Source organism: Gordonia terrae (assembly GCF_001698225.1).
GTDB lineage: Bacteria > Actinomycetota > Actinomycetes > Mycobacteriales > Mycobacteriaceae > Gordonia > Gordonia terrae.
Genome location: NZ_CP016594.1, coordinates 3,432,124 through 3,446,118, shown reverse-complemented (window position 1 = coordinate 3,446,118; position 13,995 = coordinate 3,432,124). Strand labels below are relative to the sequence as shown.

At 69.3% G+C, this 13,995-nt stretch carries 12 protein-coding genes; 8 read left to right on the top strand and 4 right to left on the bottom strand.

Annotation, left to right across the window (positions count from 1 at the left end; all coding sequences use genetic code 11):
- Positions 1 to 113 precede the first annotated feature (113 nt).
- Complete coding sequence (locus tag BCM27_RS15395) at positions 114 to 1,019, top strand: sigma-70 family RNA polymerase sigma factor family protein (protein ID WP_004021221.1); 906 nt, start codon at positions 114 to 116, stop codon at positions 1,017 to 1,019.
- A gap of 27 nt (positions 1,020 to 1,046) precedes the next feature.
- Here BCM27_RS15395 and BCM27_RS15390 read toward each other — a convergent pair whose 3' ends face one another.
- A complete protein-coding gene (locus BCM27_RS15390) occupies positions 1,047 to 1,739 on the bottom strand; it encodes a TetR/AcrR family transcriptional regulator (protein WP_004021220.1) in 693 nt (230 codons plus the stop codon).
- A gap of 115 nt (positions 1,740 to 1,854) precedes the next feature.
- Here BCM27_RS15390 and BCM27_RS15385 point away from each other — a divergent pair, with 115 nt between their 5' ends.
- A complete protein-coding gene (locus tag BCM27_RS15385) occupies positions 1,855 to 2,310 on the top strand; it encodes a nitroreductase/quinone reductase family protein (protein ID WP_004021219.1) in 456 nt (151 codons plus the stop codon).
- 115 nt (positions 2,311 to 2,425) lie between these two features.
- The gene (locus tag BCM27_RS15380) at positions 2,426 to 3,895 is read left to right on the top strand and encodes a DNA polymerase IV (protein ID WP_231896040.1); all 1,470 of its coding nucleotides are present in this window, start codon (positions 2,426 to 2,428) and stop codon (positions 3,893 to 3,895) included.
- A 56-nt stretch (positions 3,896 to 3,951) separates the two neighbouring features.
- On the opposite strand, the gene BCM27_RS15375 is transcribed toward BCM27_RS15380, so the two are convergent.
- Together BCM27_RS15375 and BCM27_RS15370 are read right to left on the bottom strand one after the other, a co-directional pair.
- A complete protein-coding gene (locus BCM27_RS15375; protein WP_033203904.1) occupies positions 3,952 to 4,935 on the bottom strand; it encodes an asparaginase in 984 nt (327 codons plus the stop codon).
- Between the two features lie 12 nt (positions 4,936 to 4,947).
- A complete protein-coding gene (locus tag BCM27_RS15370; RefSeq protein WP_004021216.1) occupies positions 4,948 to 5,133 on the bottom strand; it encodes a hypothetical protein in 186 nt (61 codons plus the stop codon).
- 60 nt (positions 5,134 to 5,193) lie between these two features.
- On the opposite strand from BCM27_RS15370, the gene BCM27_RS15365 reads away from it, so the two are divergent.
- The gene (locus tag BCM27_RS15365; protein WP_476729722.1) at positions 5,194 to 5,721 is read left to right on the top strand and encodes a WKL family lipoprotein; all 528 of its coding nucleotides are present in this window, start codon (positions 5,194 to 5,196) and stop codon (positions 5,719 to 5,721) included.
- A 125-nt stretch (positions 5,722 to 5,846) separates the two neighbouring features.
- Here the strand turns inward: BCM27_RS15365 and BCM27_RS15360 are convergent, their stop codons facing one another.
- Positions 5,847 to 6,794, bottom strand: coding sequence for a hypothetical protein (locus tag BCM27_RS15360; RefSeq protein ID WP_004021214.1), 948 nt, complete (start codon positions 6,792 to 6,794; stop codon positions 5,847 to 5,849).
- A 40-nt stretch (positions 6,795 to 6,834) separates the two neighbouring features.
- Here BCM27_RS15360 and lspA point away from each other — a divergent pair, with 40 nt between their 5' ends.
- The 4 genes from lspA to dnaE all read left to right on the top strand — a co-directional run bounded on the left by lspA (position 6,835) and on the right by dnaE (position 13,821).
- A complete protein-coding gene (gene lspA, locus BCM27_RS15355) occupies positions 6,835 to 7,500 on the top strand; it encodes a signal peptidase II (RefSeq protein WP_110117422.1) in 666 nt (221 codons plus the stop codon).
- Complete coding sequence (locus tag BCM27_RS15350) at positions 7,493 to 8,419, top strand: RluA family pseudouridine synthase (protein WP_004021212.1); 927 nt, start codon at positions 7,493 to 7,495, stop codon at positions 8,417 to 8,419. Before lspA ends, BCM27_RS15350 begins: the two co-directional genes overlap by 8 nt.
- Before the next feature lie 63 nt (positions 8,420 to 8,482).
- A complete protein-coding gene (locus tag BCM27_RS15345) occupies positions 8,483 to 10,039 on the top strand; it encodes a serine/threonine-protein kinase (RefSeq protein WP_004021211.1) in 1,557 nt (518 codons plus the stop codon).
- A 239-nt stretch (positions 10,040 to 10,278) separates the two neighbouring features.
- Positions 10,279 to 13,821, top strand: a complete 3,543-nt coding sequence (gene dnaE, locus BCM27_RS15340; protein WP_004021210.1) for a DNA polymerase III subunit alpha — start codon at positions 10,279 to 10,281, stop codon at positions 13,819 to 13,821.
- Positions 13,822 to 13,995: the final 174 nt, after the last annotated feature.

Genomic DNA, 13,995 nt, shown 5'->3' with positions numbered 1-13,995 from the left:
GTGCAACGTCACGTACCGTGTGGTCACTTCCGCGGCCGGGGAAGGCGCGGACCCGGCGGCATCGGAACCTCCTTCCGACGTCACCGCTCGACCCATGCAGGAGGGCCGACACGATGACCGGCACAGATGTGGATCCCCGCACGACGCACCACGCTGCGCTCGGACCGCTGCTGTTCACCGTGGCCTACGAGATCCTCGGCTCGGCCGTCGATGCGGAACACGTTGTGCGGCAATGCTTGTGTCAGAGCCCGCCCGGCCCGGGGGAGGTCGGGTCCGGGGACGCCCGGACGCATGTCACCGCGCTGGTCGTGCCGCGAGCGGTGGAGGCGCTGGCTGTCCGTCGACGCGCCGCGGACGGCTACGTCGGGCCGTGGCTGCCCGAGCCCATCCGGTTGGACGATGACCCCATGGCCGATGGGGTCCTCGCCGAGGCGGTGTCGACCGCGCTGCTCGTGGTCCTCGAAGAACTCGAGCCCGAGGCCCGCGCGGTGTACGTCCTGGGCGAGGTGTTCGGATTCGGCGCCGACGCGATCGCCACGATCCTGTCCCCGACGGTGGGGGACGTGGGGCGGATCGCGGAACGGGCCCGATCCCTCGTCGAACGTCGGCGCCCCCGGTTCGATCCGGTGGACCGTGCCCGCGCCGCGGAGATCGTCGATGCATTCCTGTCGGCGGCTGAATCTGGTGACGCCGAGACCCTGTTGACCCTCATGACACCCGACGTGGTGCTCACCTCGGACAGCGACGGCAAGACCACGGCGGTCCGCCGGCCCATGTGTGGTGCGCCCGCGGTCATGCAGGTCCTGTCCGGATTCGCCCGGATCGGTGCGGTGCTCGACGACTATCGCGCGGAGTTCGCGATGTTCAACAGTCAGCCGGGGATGATCCTGCACTTCGACGGCCGGTTGCAGACCGTCCTGACCCTCCGCGTCGTCGACGGTCTGATCGCCGACATCTACGTGATGCGCAACCCCGACAAGCTCGGTGGGGTCGAGCATCCTCGGTCCGTGACCCGGTGACCTTCCGTCGGCTCGAGGAATGACACGTCAGGCGAACAGTCCGGACAGCGTCTGCTCGATCTGGAACCGGAACAGCTGTTCGGGGTGTGCGAAGGTGTCGGCTCCGTACTGGCCGAACGTCTCGAGGCTGATCGCGCCGACGAGCACCGCCCACAGCGTGGTGGCCGCGGCCAGGACCGCGGCCGGCGTGTCGAGGTCGAACTCGTCGCGGATGGCGTCCATGTCGGCAGCGATGTCTGTTGTCGGAGAAGGAAGGTCGGGACGCAGTAGGCCTTCGTGATGGGCGGCGACGCACTCGCGGAGAAGCCGGACGGGGATTCGAGTACCCGGACCGATGGTCTGATCACCGGGGGCGGAGTAACCGGGCACCGGACTTCCGTAGATCAGCGCCCATCGGGCGGGGTCGGCGAGCGCCCACCTTCTCGCCGCCGCGGCCGCGGCCGCGAGCCGTGCGCGCCGGTCGGCGGCATCGACGGAGTCGGCCGCGGCATCGACCGCGTCGGCGACGTCGGTGTACGCCTCGACCAGCAGCATGGTCAGCAACTCGTCGCGGCTAGGGACGTACCGGTACACCGCGGAGGAGACGACGCCCATGTCGCGGGCGATGGCGCGCAAGGAGAGCCCGGCGGCCCCGTAGGTGGTCAGGTGTTCGCGTCCCAACCGACGGATCTCGTCGGTCATCATCGCGCGGTTCTCCGCGCGGCTTCGTCCGGTGGCCATGGCGATGATCCTGCCACAAATCGAGAGCGGTGCTCTTGATTTGTGGGCGTGGCGTCTGCATACTGAAAGCGAGAGCACTGCTCTCGAAACCTGACACCTCGACGAAAGGCCGAACATGACCGCGACTGCCCACTACAAGGCCCCGAGCGGCTTCGACGCCGTCGTCAACCGCGCTGTCCGCTGGCTCGCCGACCGCGGGGTCGATCTGGCCGGGGCGCAGACGCTCACCGTCGTCGGCCGGCGAACCGGCACGCCGCAGCGGGTGCCCGTCAACGTGCTGCGACTCGACGGGGCGGAGTACCTGGTCGCGGTCCGCGGCGACACCCAGTGGGTGCGGAATGCGCGGGCGGCCGGGACCGCCGAACTGCGCCGCGGCCGGCAGCGGACCGTCGTGGCCCTCACCGAAGTCGACCCCGCGCTCCGTCCGCCGGTCATCCGTGACTATCTGCGGCGCTGGGGGTGGGAGGTCGCGCGCTTCCTGCCCGCGGGTCTCGAGGTCTCGTCGTCGGACGACGAACTGGCCGCGCACGCCGAACTGATCCCCGTCTTCACCGTCATCGCTGCTCACTAGACTCGGTGAGGTGTCACGTCCCGAGTCCGAACCGCCACAACGGCGCGGTGTGGTGTCGGAGCACCCCGGGACCCGGGCGGGCGGACAGGGGGCCGAACGCAGCTCGCGCTGGGTGATGCACCTCGACATGGACGCGTTCTTCGCCTCCGTCGAACAGCTCACCCGGCCGACTCTGCGCGGCCGGCCGGTCCTCGTCGGCGGGTCCGGCGGACGCGGGGTGGTCGCCGGGGCCAGCTACGAGGCCCGCGTGTTCGGTGCCGGGTCGGCGATGCCGATGCACCAGGCGCGTCGGCTCATCGGTCCGACCGGTGTGGTCATCCCGCCGCGCGGCTCGGTGTACAGCACGGTCAGCAAACGGGTCTTCGGCATTGTGCGCGAAGCGGTTCCGATCATCGAGACATTGTCGTTCGACGAGGCGTTCGGCGAGCCGGCCGAGCTCGTGGGGGCGACGGTCGACGAGGCCCGCGATTTCGCCGAGTTGCTCCGGGCCCGGATCCGGTCCGAGGTGGGACTCGCCGCGTCGGTCGGACTCGGGAGTGGCAAGCAGCTGGCGAAGATCGCCTCGGGTATGGCCAAACCCGATGGGGTGATGGTGATCCCGCCGTCGGGGCAGCTCGACTTCCTGCATTCGCTCCCGGTGCGCAAGTTGTGGGGCATCGGGCCGGTGTCGGGTGATCGCCTGGCGCGCCTGGGCATCGTGACCATCGGGGACCTCGCGGCGATGTCGCCGGTCGAGGTCGCCTCCGTCCTCGGCGGTACCGTCGGGCCCGCCCTGCATCGTCTCGCGCACGGCATCGACGACCGGCCCGTCGCCGAACGTGCGTCCGCGAAACAGATCAGCGCCGAGTCGACCTTTGCCGAGGACATCGTCGAACTGGATGCGCTCCGTCCCGCCATCCGCAAGGCCGCCGTCGACGCACACCGCCGATTGCGCGCCGACGGACGGGGCGCGCGCACCGTGGTGCTGAAGCTCAAGAGATCCGACATGTCGATACTGACGCGCTCGGCGACCACCGCCACGGCCACCACCGACTTCGACGATCTCGAGCGCTCGGCGCAGCGACTCGCCCTCGACCCCCGGTCGGTCGGCGCCATTCGTCTTGTCGGCGTGAGCTTCTCGGGCCTCACCGCGGTCCAGCAGTATGCCTTGTTCGACGATGTGTTCGCGGAGGGGGCGGGCGATGTCGAGACCACCCACCACGACACGGCCGAGGGCGACGCCGCGGATGCGGACCGGATTGCAGTGCCTCTGCCGGAGGTCGGCGCCGAGACGGCCGACCCGGTGGTCGACGGTGTCGGCGCGGCGCTCGCCGCACCGGTGACGGACTCGCTGTCCGCACCCACACGATTCGCGCCGGGTGGCAGTTCGATGCCGGTCGGACGATTCGGGCCGGGCGCCGATGTGACCCATCCCGATCATGGACACGGCTGGGTCCAGGGCAGTGGACACGGAGTCGTCACCGTGCGGTTCGAGACGCGGACGAGCGGGCCGGGACGCACCCGCACCTTCGGCGTCGACGACCCCGAGCTCCGTCCGGCGAACCCACTCGACAGCCTCGAGTGGGATCTCCCGCACGACGACTGACCCGCGCGTACGGGCGACGGGTGGCACCCGCTGTGAACCGATGCCGGCGGCGCTCCTCAGGGGTGTCGGCCGACGAAGAAATCCGCGATCGCATCGCGATCGTGGCCCGCGGTCACCAGGGCGATCAGGGCCATGCGAGCCTGCGGGGCGCGCAACCATGGCGACACGATCGCGCCGGCCCGACACAGATCGACGGCACCGCCGCCCCCGCCGTAGGTCGCCGACACCTCGCCGTAGGGGACCCGGCTCGTCACGACGACGATCACCCCGCGCTGCACGGCGAGGGCCACCTCCGCGGTGATGTCCGGGTGGGTGTTGCCCGCCCCGGTGGCCGCCAGGACCAGCCCCGCGGCGTTCTGGGCGACGGACGCGGCGATCAGACCCGGCGACACGCCCGGGTAGAGGGTGAAGGCGTCGACCCGCGCCGTCCGCCCCACCGGCACCGGTTCCGTCAGCACCCGTCGCGGGAGCGGCGGGTCGTTCGCAGGACCGGCGGCCTGCACGGTGTCGAAGGCAGCGAGGGCGGTGGTGGACACCTTGAACAGACCGCGTGCGGGTAGCAGCCGACCGCCCAGGGCCACGAGGACGCCCCGACCGCGCGCGGCCGGATCGACGACCGCGGCCAGCGCGGCGCCGAGGTTCGCCGGACCGTCGGCCTCCGGGGAGTCGGACGGCAGCATCGCGCCGGTGAACACGACCGGCCGGTCGTCGGCGGCATACAGGTCGGCGAGGAACGCCGTCTCCTCCATCGTGTCGGTTCCGTGTGTGACCACCACACCGCGGACCGCCGGGTCGGTGAGCGCGTCGGCGATCGCGCGGACCACCGCGAACTGGTCGGCGACCGTCATCGCCGAGCTGTCCACCGACATCAGATCGACGGTGCGGATCGCGGGTCCCGTGTCGGTTGTGCCGGTGACGGACAGGAGTTCGGCGGAACCGAGGGCGGGGACCGCGCCGTCGGCGGTGCGGTGGGCGGCGATGGTGCCTCCGGTGCTGATCAGCACGATCGCGGGGGTGCCGGTGGGACGGGTGCCTGTCATGGTGCCCAAGGGTCACCGGAACCCGACCGGCCCGTCAAGCGTTGCCTGCTCGGCGCCGCCCCGGACTGCCGGATCGTCGGGGGTGTCGTCGGTACCGGGGACCCACAGTGCTCGTCGTTTGGCATAGTGGTGTGGGCCCGCCGGGTCGTACCCGGCACGATGATCGGCCGGGTCGTACCCGGCAGACACGTCCGGCATCGCGGTACGAGTAGCGCCCACCGGCGCACCCCATGCCCGAGAACACAGTGAGGGAGATCGTTGAAGTATCGGAAATTTCTGGGCGCGACCATGATCGCGGCAGCGTTGATGACCACCGTCGCGGCCTGCGGGAGTGACGACGCCGACGCACCACCAGCACCGACGCTCACCAGCACCGACACCGCAGCCGCCGGCGGCGATGGCTCCGAGATCACCGACGGCAGCAACCCGCCGTCGATCGCGGCCCTCAACGAGCTGGTCGACAAGGCGGTCGACCCGGACATCCCGCGCGCCGAGAAGGTCGAGCTCGTCGAGGGATCGGAGAAGGACCCGGCGATCTTCGACGAGCTGGTCAAGGCGCGTGCCGAGAACTCCGACGTCGACTGGGTGCTCGTCAACCCCGTGATCAGCGCCGGCCCCAACAAGGCCCGCGTCAAGGTCCGGATCGAGACCGCAGGCAACCCGCCGACCAACGCCGAGTCGACCATCGTCTTCGACGACGGACGCTGGAAGCTCTCGAACGAGACCGTGTGCAACCTCCTCGGCCTCTATCAGGTCGAGAGCGCCATGTGCGCCCCCGCGAGCTGACTTCCGTCCGCCTCGCCACCGAGTGGGGTGGCGTCCCCGACGGTGCCTTCCGGCGCGTCTCTCGCCGACAATGATCCGCGGCCCCGGATCGCCGACCAATGTCGGCGAGCCGGGGCCGTCGGCATTCAGCGCCAGGTGACGGACAGGCCGGTCTGCTGGAGCAGCGGGCGGCCCGGGTCCGCGCCGACCAGCTCTCGGGCCCCGCGATAGGTGGCCTCACCGGAGACCGGGAGCCCGCGCGTCAGATCGACGGTGACCGTGCCCTCGCCGGCGTAGCTGTAGCGGCTGATGGTGAGGCTGTCACCACCGCCGGGGATCGCGAACACCGAGTTCACCGGGGTCTCGTCGGCCGTGTAGTCGATGGTCAGCCGGTTGCCGTCCCAGGAGGTGAGTCGCGCCTCGATGGTCTGGGTGACGGTCGCGGCCGCCGCGATGACCCGTTCGCTGCGCCACGTCGCGCCGACCGCGACGGGTTCGGTCGGCAGTACCACGGCGGTGTTGAACGCCGAGACCAGCGCCTGCTCGACCGCGAGCCGCGCCTCGCCGCCCGCCTGCTTCGGCGGCGCGATACGCAGCGACACCGGCGCGTATCCCGGACCGAGGGTGAGCCCGGCCGTCGCACCGGCCATCGCCGCCATCGCGTCGTTCAACGTGGTGTCGGGGGACGTGACCGAGCCGAGGTCGAGTTCGAGGTCGGCGAGATCGGCACAGCCGAAGCGTGCCGTGAGGGGCATCTCGACGGTCTGGGCGTCCGCGCTGCCCGGCGACGCGACCTCCGACGTCGTCACGAGGGTCACCGACTGGGCGGTCGCGACATCCGGTGCGGTGGTGGGCACGCGGCGCTCGCCGTTGCCCGGGTCGACGATCGTCACCGTCGCCGGTGCGATCGGCACCGGTGCCGCACCGGCGGCACGGGACGGTGAGTCCGCGCTGCAGCCCGCCGACGTGCTCGGCCGCGCATCGCCGGACGTCTCGTCGGCATCCGACGAGCATCCCGCGACCAGGACCGACAGCGCGGTCGCCGCTGCGATCGACGAGACGACGGACCGGAGGCGACGGGGATGCGGGGACACGGGTAGCCAGGGTATTCGACGGGTCGTGGACAATGATGCTGTGGATGACCAACCCCTGACGGATCGAGAGCACGTGGACCCGCACGGAAGTGTCGAACCCGGGGCCGACCGCGGACCCGACGACACCGACACGTCCGTACGCGAGCGCGGCCGCCGGCTCCCGAAGGTCACCCTCGCGGTGCTCGGTGTCGCACTGGTCATCCTCGGCCTCGATCAGCTGACGAAGACGATCGCGGTCGCCACGTTGGATCCGGCACGCCCGGTGGAGATCATCGGCGACTTCGTGACCCTGCGTCTCATCCGCAACAGCGGGGCGGCCTTCTCGCTCGCGACCGGATACACCTGGGTGCTCTCGATCATCGCCCTGGTGGTCGTCCTGGTGATCATCCGCTACAGCAGCCGTCTGCGGTCGTGGTGGTGGGTGGCCGGTCTGGCGCTCGTGCTCGGTGGGGCCATCGGGAACCTGATGGACCGGATCTTCCGGTCACCGCAACCACTTCAGGGTCACGTGGTCGACTTCGTGTCGGTGGGATGGTGGCCGGTGTTCAACGTCGCCGACTCCGCCGTCGTGTGCGGCGCGATCCTGCTGGTCGTCCTGTCGGCGCTCGGCTTCGACTACGACGGCACCCGCACGGGCTGGGCGGCGCGGCGCGACCGGCGCGACGAGCAGGACACCGCGGGTACCGAGGGCGGCGCCCATGCGTGAGTCGCGATTCCTGCCGGTGCCCGACGGCCTGGACGGGATGCGCGTGGACGCCGGCGTCTCGCGGATGCTCGGGCTCTCGCGCACCGTTGTCGCCACCCTCGCCGAAGACGGCGACGTGGTCGTCGACGGGGTGGCGGTGGGGAAGTCCCACAAACTCGCCGCCGGCACCATGCTGCACGTGACCCTGCCCGAACCCGAGGAACCGCTGCGCGTCGAACCGACGCCGGTCGAGGACCTCGAGGTCATCTATCACGATTCCGACATCGTGGTCGTCGACAAGCCGGTGGGAGTGGCCGCGCATCCGTCCGTCGGCTGGAGCGGACCCACTGTCATCGGGGCCCTGGCCGCCGCTGGTTTCCGGATCTCGACCTCGGGCGCGCACGAGCGTCAGGGAATCGTTCACCGTCTCGACGTCGGTACTTCCGGGGTCATGGTGGTCGCCGTCTCCGAGCGCGCGTACACGCTGCTGAAACGGGCCTTCAAGCAGCGGACCGTGCACAAAGGGTACCACGCCCTCGTCCAGGGCCACCTGGATCCGCCCTCGGGGACCATCGATGCTCCCATCGGTCGTCATCGGGGCAACGACTGGAAATTCGCGGTCACCGCGAACGGCAAACCGAGCGTCACCCACTACGACACCCTGGAGATGTTCGCGGCGGCGTCGCTGCTCGACGTGCACCTCGAAACCGGTCGTACACATCAGATCCGCGTTCACTTCTCGGCCCTGCATCATCCGTGTTGCGGTGATCCGACCTACGGCGCCGACCCGGTCCTGGCGAAGAAGCTGGGTCTCGAACGCCAATGGCTGCACGCGCGGTCGTTGGGATTCGCCCATCCCGCCGACGGTCGGCAGGTGGAGTTCACCTCGTCGTATCCGGACGACCTGCAGCACGCGCTCGACGTCCTGCGGGCGACCTGACCGGGGGCGTTCGATCGACGGCTTGTGGGCGACATCCCCGCCTGGCACGGCTAGATTGAGGGGGTGCTCGAGCCGGGAACCCTCGTCGCCGGGTACCGCGTCGACCGGGTACTCGGGAGCGGAGGCATGGGTGCGGTCTTCCTCGCCCGGCATCCTGAACTGCCGCGATACGACGCCCTGAAGGTACTCAAGGACTCGGCCGGACTCACCGACAGCAATTTCCGACGCCGGTTCCTACGCGAGGCCGAGGTCGCGGCCACGCTCGACCACCCCAACATCGTCACCGTCTTCAACCGCGGACGCGCGAGTGTGCCAGTGGCGTCGAGACCGGACAGATCGGCCGAGGCCGACTTGCTGTGGATCGCCATGCAGTACGTTCCCGGAACCGACTGTGCGCGGGAACTCGCCGCCCGCGGCCGGTTCGCCCCGCGGCGCGTGGTGCACATCGTCTCGGAGGTGGCCCGGGGGATCGATCACGCCAACCGGCGCGGGCTGCTCCATCGCGACGTGAAACCCGCCAACATCCTGCTCGCCGAGGTCGACGAGGACTCGTCGTTCGACGAGCAGCGGGTCCTGCTGACGGACTTCGGGGTCGCCAAACTGTCCGACGAGACCGAGGCGCTCACCTCGGTCGGTACGGTCCTGGCCACCCTGTCCTATGCCTCACCCGAACAGTTGACGGGCGGCCGACTCGACGGCCGGACCGATCAGTACTCGCTGGCGGCCACCACCTTCCACCTGCTCACCGGACGCGTGCCCTTCGACGATCGCGACAACGGCGCGGTCATCGGAGCGCATCTGAAAGAGCCGGTGCCGCGGGTGTCCGAACTCGTACCCGGCCTCACGCCCGAGGCAGACACCGTCCTCGCCCGGGCGATGGCGAAGACGCCCGGCGACCGATTCGCCAGTTGCCGGGAGTTCGCCGACGCCCTGGCCACGAGCCTGCGGAATGTCCGGCCGAGATCTGTCGCCGACCTCGATGCGGAAACGATCCGCGGGGTCCCCGGCGTTCACCCGGTCGGCCGCGCCGCGGCCGCCCCGCCGCCGGAGATGCCGGTACGCCCCGGGCGACCGACACCGCCGCCTGCCGGGCGTCCCCCGGCCGCCGACCGGATGCCCACGGATCGTCGCCCGCCCCGGCCCGGACACCCCGCGCCTCCGGACCCGGCCCTGGAGGCGACGCAGCGGGCGGGCGGGGCACGCGAAGCCAACCGGCCGCCCGAGCGGGGGCCGGCCCGTACGCATCGCCCGGATGCGGGACCGCGACGGGATGCGGGGCCTCGACCGGTTCACCGGCCGCGCCCGGTGGCCCGTCCGGGAGAGGGTTCGAGGCCGACGACCGGCGCCGATCCGGCGGTGTGGCAGCACCCGCCGTCGAACCCCTTCCGCCAGAGCAACGACCACCTACGACCCGACGGCTCGCGGCCCGACCACGCCGGTCCGCCGCATGATCCGCTCCGTGCCGGCCCGCCGGGTGTCGGACGTGGCCCGGCGCCGCGGAATCCTGCCGTGTCGTCCGGATCGGTACGGCCCGCCGGGCCCAACCGGCTGCCCGTCGTCCTCGCGATCGTCGCCGGTCTGTTGCTGATCGCGATCGTCGTGGTGTTCCTCGCCCTGTGAGGGGCAGGAGCGTCGTCTACCCGGTGGCCGGCGCCGCCGTGGTACCACAGTTGTCCCATGCGTCACGCCCCGGAGTGGCACCCCGGAGGTGTCGGTACACGCGCCTAGAGTGGACCCGGAATCGGACCCGGCACACCGAGCGCCATCGGGGGCACTCTCGGGCGCCGACACACGCCGATCGAACCGACATCTGACGACTGAACCGACATCTACCGACCGATCTGGACAGAAGAGGCGCCGTGACGGACTCGTTTGTACACCTGCACAACCACACCGAGTACTCCATGCTCGACGGTGCGGCGAAGGTGTCCCCGTTGTTCGCCGAGGCCAAGCGGCTGGGGATGACCGCGATCGGTATGACCGACCACGGAAACATGTTCGGCGCCAGCGAGTTCTACAACACCGCGGTCAAGAACGACATCAAGCCGATCATCGGCATCGAGGCCTACATCGCCCCCGGATCGCGGTTCGACACCAAACGCATCCAATGGGGCACCCGCGAGCAGAAGAGCGACGACGTCTCCGGCTCGGGTGCGTACACGCACATGACCATGGTCGCCGAGAACGCGGCCGGCCTGCGCAACCTGTTCAAGCTGTCGTCGCTGGCATCCATCGAGGGACAGCTCGGCAAGTGGTCGCGGATGGACGAGGATCTGATCGCCGCGCACGCCGAGGGGATCATCGCCACCACGGGCTGCCCGTCCGGTGAGGTGCAGACGCGGCTCCGGCTCGGTCACGATCGCGAGGCTCTCGAGGCCGCGGCGAAGTGGCAGGAGATCTTCGGCAAGGACAACTTCTACCTCGAGTTGATGGAGCACGGCCTCGAGATCGAGCGGCGCGTGCGCGACGGTCTGCTCGAGATCGGTCGCAAGCTCGGCATCAAGCCCATCGTCACCAACGACTGCCACTACGTCACCAAGGAGCACGCCGCGGCGCACGAGGCGCTGCTCTGTGTGCAGACCGGCAAGACCCTCTCCGATCCGACCCGGTTCAAGTTCGACGGCGACGGGTACTACCTGAAGTCCGCGGCCGAGATGCGCGAGCAGTGGGATTCGATCGTCCCGGGCGCCTGCGACAACACCCTCGAGATCGGCGAACGCGTCGAGTCCTACAAAGAGGTCTTCACCCATCGCGACCGCATGCCGGTCTTCCCGGTGCCCGACGGCGAGACGCAGCAGACCTTCCTCCGCAAGGAGGTCGCCAAGGGACTCGCCGAGCGTCGGTTCGCCGGCACCGAGGTGCCCGAGGAGTACCTGCAGCGCGCCAACTACGAACTCGACGTCATCATCCAGATGGGGTTCCCGGCGTACTTCCTGGTCGTCGGCGACCTCATCCGGCACGCTCTCGAGGTCGGCATCCGGGTGGGTCCGGGTCGTGGCTCGGCGGCCGGCTCCCTGGTGGCCTGGGCCTTGGGCATCACAAACATCGACCCCATCCCGCACGGACTGCTCTTCGAGCGATTCCTCAACCCCGAGCGTGTGTCGATGCCCGACATCGACATCGACTTCGACGACCGTCGTCGAGGCGAGATGGTGCGGTACGCGACCGACCGGTGGGGCAGCGACAAGGTGGCCCAGGTCATCACCTTCGGCACCATCAAGACGAAGGCCGCGATCAAGGACTCGGCCCGCGTCCAGTTCGGTCAGCCGGGTTTCGCCATCGCCGACCGCATCACCAAGGCGCTGCCGCCACCCATCATGGCCAAGGACATCCCGGTCTGGGGCATCACCAACCCCGAGCACGAGCGGTACAACGAGGCCACCGAGGTCCGCACGCTCATCGAGACCGACCCGGACGTCAAGAAGATCTACGACACCGCCATCGGTCTGGAAGGCCTGATCCGCAACGCGGGCGTGCACGCCTGCGCGGTCATCATGTCGTCGGAGCCGCTGACCGATGCCATCCCGGTGTGGAAGCGCGCACAGGACGGCGCGATCATCACCGGATGGGACTATCCGTCATGTGAGGCCATCGGCCTGCTGAAGATGGACTTCCTCGGGCTGCGCAACCTCACCGTCATCGGTGACGCCCTCGAGAACATCAAGCTGAACCGGGGCATCGACCTCGACCTCGACGCGCTGCCCCTCGAAGATCCCAAGACCTACGAGCTCCTCGCCCGCGGCGACACCCTCGGCGTGTTCCAGCTCGACGGCGCGGCGATGCGTGAACTCCTGAAGATGATGCAGCCCACCGGGTTCGAGGACATCGTCGCCGTCCTCGCGCTGTACCGGCCGGGTCCCATGGGTGTGAACGCGCACACCGACTACGCCAAGCGGAAGAACGGTCTGCAGGACATCCGGCCGATCCATCCGGAGCTGGAGGAGCCGCTCAAGGAGATCCTGTCGGAGACCTACGGCCTGATCGTCTACCAAGAGCAGATCATGCAGATCGCGCAGAAGGTCGCCGGGTACTCGCTCGGACAGGCCGACCTGCTCCGACGCGCGATGGGCAAGAAGAAGAAGGAGATCCTCGACGAGGCCTATGACGGCTTCGCGGAGGGCATGCGCAACAACGGGTTCTCCCAGGCCGCGATCACCGCACTGTGGGACACCGTCCTGCCGTTCGCCGGGTACGCGTTCAACAAGTCGCACGCCGCGGGCTACGGACTGGTGTCCTTCTGGACCGCCTACCTCAAAGCGAACTATCCCGCCGAGTACATGGCCGGTCTGCTGACCTCGGTCGGCGACGACAAGGACAAGGCCGCGATCTACCTGGCCGACTGTCGCAAGCTCGGTATCACCGTGCTACCGCCCGATGTCAACGAATCCCAGCGGAACTTCGCCGCGGTCGGCAAGGACATCCGGTTCGGCCTGGCCGCGATCCGCAACGTCGGGTCCGGGGTCGTCGGGTCGATCATCTCGGCGCGTGAGGAGAAGGGGAAGTTCACCAACTTCTCCGACTACCTCGGCAAGATCGACGTCACCGCGTGCAGCAAGAAGGTGACCGAGTCACTGATCAAGGCCGGGGCGTTCGACTCACTGGGTCACCCGCGCAAGGGCCTGTTCCTCGTGCACGGGGAGGCCGTCGAATCGGTCATCGGTACCAAGAAGGCCGAGGCGATCGGCCAGTTCGACCTCTTCGGCGACGCCGGCGGTGCCGACGACTCGATGGCCGAGGTGTTCGCGGTCAAGGTGCCCGAAGAAGAGTGGGACACCAAGCACAAGCTCGCCATCGAACGAGAGATGCTGGGGCTCTACGTGTCCGGCCACCCGCTGAGCGGTGTCGAACACGCGATCGCCGCGCACACCGACACCTCCATCACGACGCTCCTCGAGGGGAACGTCGCCGACGGCGCCCAGATCACGATCGGCGGCATCATCTCCTCGGTGACCCGGCGGGTGAACAAGAAGGGTGAGCCCTGGGCCGCGGTCACGCTCGAGGACATGGTCGGTGGTGTCGAGGTCTACTTCTTCCCGCGGGCCTATGTCGCGTACGGGATGGACATCGTCGCCGACAACATCGTCCTGATCAAGGCGCGGGTGAACCTGCGAGACGACAGCATGATGATCAGCGCGAACGACCTCGCAGTACCGGACCTGGAGACAGCCGGCGCGACGAAACCCGTTGCGTTGACGCTCTCGGCCCGGTTGTGCACCCCCGACCGCGTCGCCGCGCTCAAGCAGGTGCTGACCCGGCATCCCGGTATGGCCGACGTGCACGTCACCCTGGTCAGCGACAAGCGTCAGACCCAACTGAAACTGACCGAGTCGCTCCGGGTGGCACCCAGTTCGGCGTTGATGGGTGACCTCAAGGCGCTACTCGGGCCCAGCTGTCTGAGCTGACTGTCCTGCCGGTCGAGCCGTCGCCCTGTTGTTGAGCCGTTCCTCTCCGCTGGTTGACCAGGTGACGAGCGCAGTGAGAGTTGGCCCCCTCCGCTGGTTGAGCAGGTGACGAGCGCAGCGAGGAACCGTGTCGAAGCCACTTGGTGACCTCGACACGCGGCGGCCTCGCTTCGC

Excerpts from the sequence above, each read along its gene's own strand:
- BCM27_RS15390 (WP_004021220.1), bottom strand. The coding sequence starts at position 1,739 with ATGGCCACCGGACGAAGCCGCGCGGAGAACCGCGCGATGATGACCGAC.
- BCM27_RS15380 (WP_231896040.1), top strand. The coding sequence starts at position 2,426 with ATGCACCTCGACATGGACGCGTTCTTCGCCTCCGTCGAACAGCTCACC.
- BCM27_RS15370 (WP_004021216.1), bottom strand. The coding sequence starts at position 5,133 with ATGCCGGACGTGTCTGCCGGGTACGACCCGGCCGATCATCGTGCCGGG.
- BCM27_RS15395 (WP_004021221.1), top strand. The coding sequence starts at position 114 with ATGACCGGCACAGATGTGGATCCCCGCACGACGCACCACGCTGCGCTC.
- BCM27_RS15385 (WP_004021219.1), top strand. The coding sequence starts at position 1,855 with ATGACCGCGACTGCCCACTACAAGGCCCCGAGCGGCTTCGACGCCGTC.
- BCM27_RS15350 (WP_004021212.1), top strand. The coding sequence starts at position 7,493 with ATGCGTGAGTCGCGATTCCTGCCGGTGCCCGACGGCCTGGACGGGATG.
- BCM27_RS15375 (WP_033203904.1), bottom strand. The coding sequence starts at position 4,935 with ATGACAGGCACCCGTCCCACCGGCACCCCCGCGATCGTGCTGATCAGC.